The 3,629-nt window shown below is 61.7% G+C and carries 3 protein-coding genes; all 3 read right to left on the bottom strand.

The window, feature by feature from the left end:
* Positions 1 to 153 precede the first annotated feature (153 nt).
* Positions 154 to 2,292, bottom strand: coding sequence for an AsmA family protein (locus VIM98_RS14065; RefSeq protein ID WP_331993736.1), 2,139 nt, complete (start codon positions 2,290 to 2,292; stop codon positions 154 to 156).
* Positions 2,293 to 2,394: 102 nt separating this feature from the next.
* Positions 2,395 to 3,180, bottom strand: a complete 786-nt coding sequence (locus VIM98_RS14060) for a siderophore-interacting protein (RefSeq protein WP_331993735.1) — start codon at positions 3,178 to 3,180, stop codon at positions 2,395 to 2,397.
* A 65-nt stretch (positions 3,181 to 3,245) separates the two neighbouring features.
* The coding region (locus VIM98_RS14055; protein WP_331993734.1) for a transcriptional repressor at positions 3,246 to 3,629 on the bottom strand (384 nt) is incomplete at its 5' end.

Here is a 3,629-nt window from a genome sequence, read left to right as displayed (position 1 = left end):
GGAACCTCTAAGAACTGGCTCTTCTGTGGGAGCGACTTTCGTCGCGACGATCGTGCCTTATCGCAAGTCCTTGTCGCGACTGAAGTCGCTCCCACAACGATAGGATCCGTTTTCGCTGTGTCCAAGTCATTGACAGGTTTTTAGAGGTTTCCTTTACTTCCCGGTGGCCTTCGGCTGTCGGGGAGCGCTTACCTTTGTGCCGCGCATCTGCTCCAGTACTCCCTGGCATGCGTTTTCCTCATTACCGCGACTGGGAACGACCAAGGGTGCCAGTGCTGCGGCAGGAGCGGCAAAAACTCCCAGGGCCAGGGCGCCGCCACCGCGCAGGATCAGGCCTGTCGTGTGCACCCCGACATCGGGATTCTTCAAGGTGCCCTTGACGTAGAGCGGCGAGCGCAGCGAGAACACCCGCAGGCCCTTGGTATGGGGCGTGACATCCAGGTCCAGGCGTTCGGTAGCGAAATTGACGTTGCCTTCGACATCGATGATCGCGTCCTCGGTATCGAAGACGAACAGCTTCGTCTGGAACACACCGTCCGTAGCAACCATATCCGTGGCGGCGCAATTGATCTTGACGGTCTTGTCGCCGAACAGTTTGCCCATCACCACATTGCCGATATTCAGGCCGGCAGTTTCCAGCAGGGTCTTACTGATCGCGCCATTGTTCATCAGCAGCTTGAGTTCGCCGTCGGCGGTGGCCAGCAGTTCGGCGACCGAGTTGCCGCGCGAGCTCATGGCCATATCCCCATTGATCTCGCCGAAGCTCGTATTCATAGCCTGGAAGGTGGGAAACAGTTGCTTCAGCTGCAGATGCCGCGCCTTCAATTCCATCCGGCCGCGCATCGGTACCTGGCTGCCATCCAGATGGATCGAGCCGGCGACCTTGCCACCGGCCATGCCGAACGATAGCGGGTCCAGCTTCAGTCGTCCCGCATCGAGCACGATGTGCGTGCTGACGTTGTCGATCGGCAGGTTGGCATCGCGGATGATGCGCCCACCCGTAAATTCGACATCCGCATCCATCGCTTTCCATCGATCGGTGCGGAAGGGCTCCACAGGCAACGCCTTGCCCGATGGCTGCGGCGTGGTATCGCCCCGCTGTTCTTTCTGCGCATTGGAATCTGCGCCGACCAGCGAACCCAAGTCGGAGAACTGCAGCAGTTGCGAATGCACTTTGCCCGTCAGCTTGGGCCGTGGCGCCCCCGTGGTGAAATCCAGGTTGCCGCCCAAGTCGCTACCGCCGACTCGGCCACGGAAGTTGCGGTAGCTGAAGTGGCTGTTGTTCTTGTGCAGCTCGGCAACCAGATGGCCTTCGGTCGCATAGGGCGGCGTATCGGGAAGCGTCAGGCCGGTGATCGGATAGAGCTTGGCCATGCTGCTGCCGGAGAACCACAGGCGCAGGTCGAGCGCGGCCAGATGTACAGGGTCGGTAAGCGTGCCGACCAGCGCGATATGCGAATCGCCGACATGCACGTCCGCCTGGACAGGGAACGGCCGGCCGCTATGCTGCAGAGCCAATACACCACCTGTTTTGCCGTCGCCGGACAGCGCCGTGCCCTGGTAGCTGCCTTTGGCCTGCCAGGCGAACGTATACGGCGATGCGGGGCGTGTCTTCGGTTCTTCGTCCTTGCCGTTGGCCAGGGTTTTTCTGGCTTCGCTGCCAGCCGTCTTCTGTGCCTGGTCACGCGCTCGCTCGGCTTGTTGGGCGACGATCTGGTCATAGGGAATGGCTTCTTGCAATGGCTCGATGCTGACCTGCAATTGCACGTTGTTGGCCGCATCGTCCAGCGCGATGCGGCCGCGATCGAAGCCGATCGCGCCGATATCGAGGGTCCAGGCGGATGGCGTCGTGCTTTGCGGCAGGGTGAAGTCCCAGGTCGACCGGCCTTGCTTGTCGCGCTGCAGATCGATCGTCGGTTGTACGAGCTGTACTGTCGGCACGGTAATGCGGTGCGCCAGCAGGGCCAATGGCGAGAGCCGAAAGCGTAAAGCGTCCAGTGTGGCAAACGACTGCTGCTGTGCCCAATCGGGATTGGCCACGCGGATGCGCTGCGCGACAAACTCGGGCCAGGGTACGATGGCGGAAAGTCCGCCCTGATCGGGTTCGCGCTGCCAATGCACGCTCAAATCGCCCTGGATCTCGAACGGACGTCCTATGGCCTGGCTGACCTTGTCATTGATGAACGGCTTGGCGCGGTTCCAGTCGAACGTGGCGATGACAATCACCGCCACGACGATCAACAACGCCAGTACGCCGACGACCCAGCTCAGCAGCTTCCGGCCGCGCTTCATATCCAGCTACTCCCATGCATCGTGCCTGGGTGCCATGCATACCGCGCCGGATGCATACAGAGTGTCGTTACGCGTGAGATCTGCTCACAACGCGTTCACCTTTTAGTCCTCGTCGCCGAATTTCCAGTAGCCTGTGGCCTTGAGGTAGTCCTTGGGTACATGGCGGTGCTCGCTGAGCCATTGGCGCATACGTCGCGCGCGTCGTGACTCGGCGGCGATCCAATAGAAGGTATCGCCTTGCATGGCCGGCAGATGTTCCAATGCCTGTTCCAGCAGTGTGCTTTCTTCGGGCTTGATCCCCTGGCGCTCCAGCCATTGCAGCTCGACCTCTGCCTGCGAGGCCAACATTTGATGGTCACCGGGCTCGGGAATCTCGATTAACGCAATGGCCTTGGCGGTGCGCGGCAATTCCTTCAGCCAACGACCGATGGCGGGCAGGGCGGTTTCATCGCCGACCATGACATAGCGATCGAAATCGTCAGCGACGATATGCGAGCCGCGTGGCCCCCCGATGCCCAGACGCTGTCCGGGCTGAGCTTGCATCGCCCAGCTGGCTGCCGGGCCGTCGCCATGCAGTACGAAGTCGATCGTCAATTCGCCGCGTGCTTCATCGTAGCTGCGCGGCGTGTAGTCACGCATCGGCGAAGGATCGACGTCTGCGGGAAATGCGAGGCCATCCGGGCCGAGCACGGGCTGTACGATGCGGCCGTCCTTGTTGGGGAAAAACAGCTTGACGTGATCGTCCGGCGCGGCGCTGACGAAACCGGCCAGCGCGGCACCGCCGAGCACGATGCGCTGCATATGCGGCGTCAGTCGCTCCGTGCGCAGCACCTTCAGTTCTCGCATCACGACCGCATGACGAAGCATGCGCGATTCATGGATACCCATGAAGTCTCCTTGGGGTTGGAATGCCGGCTACGAGCTCGTGCGAGCGATGGCTTGGCGTGGGAATGTCAGTAGATAAAGTCGCCGCCGTTGCGTATCAATCGATAGCCCATGCGTTCGGCGATCTGACGCAGCACAGTGACTGCGTCGGGTGTATTGGCCGGGGGCGCTGTCATGTCACCCCATTGCCAGTGAATGCGGCCATGCGCCTGGCTGTGAGCTCGCACGAGGCCGCAGCGCTCCAATTCGCGCATGAAGCGGTAGACCGTGCCGATGCTCGCACGCGCATGGTGTCTGCGCGCCAGCATCAGCAAGGCGATGGCATCGGCAGGAAGCGTTTGTGCCGCCAATGCGGCCAGCACTGCACGTCGCGGCGCAGTGACCGGCAAGCCGGCTTGCCTGCAGCGTTCCTCCAGTGCCTCCAGCCCTTCAGTCACGACGAGGTCCCGTAG

This window comes from Dyella sp. (genome assembly GCF_036568765.1).
GTDB lineage: Bacteria > Pseudomonadota > Gammaproteobacteria > Xanthomonadales > Rhodanobacteraceae > GSA-30.
This window is presented reverse-complemented; position numbering and strand designations above follow the sequence as displayed.

What these genes read in the sequence shown, in the direction of transcription:
- VIM98_RS14065 (WP_331993736.1), bottom strand. Translation starts at nt 2,292, where the DNA reads ATGAAGCGCGGCCGGAAGCTGCTGAGCTGGGTCGTCGGCGTACTGGCG.
- VIM98_RS14060 (WP_331993735.1), bottom strand. Translation starts at nt 3,180, where the DNA reads ATGGGTATCCATGAATCGCGCATGCTTCGTCATGCGGTCGTGATGCGA.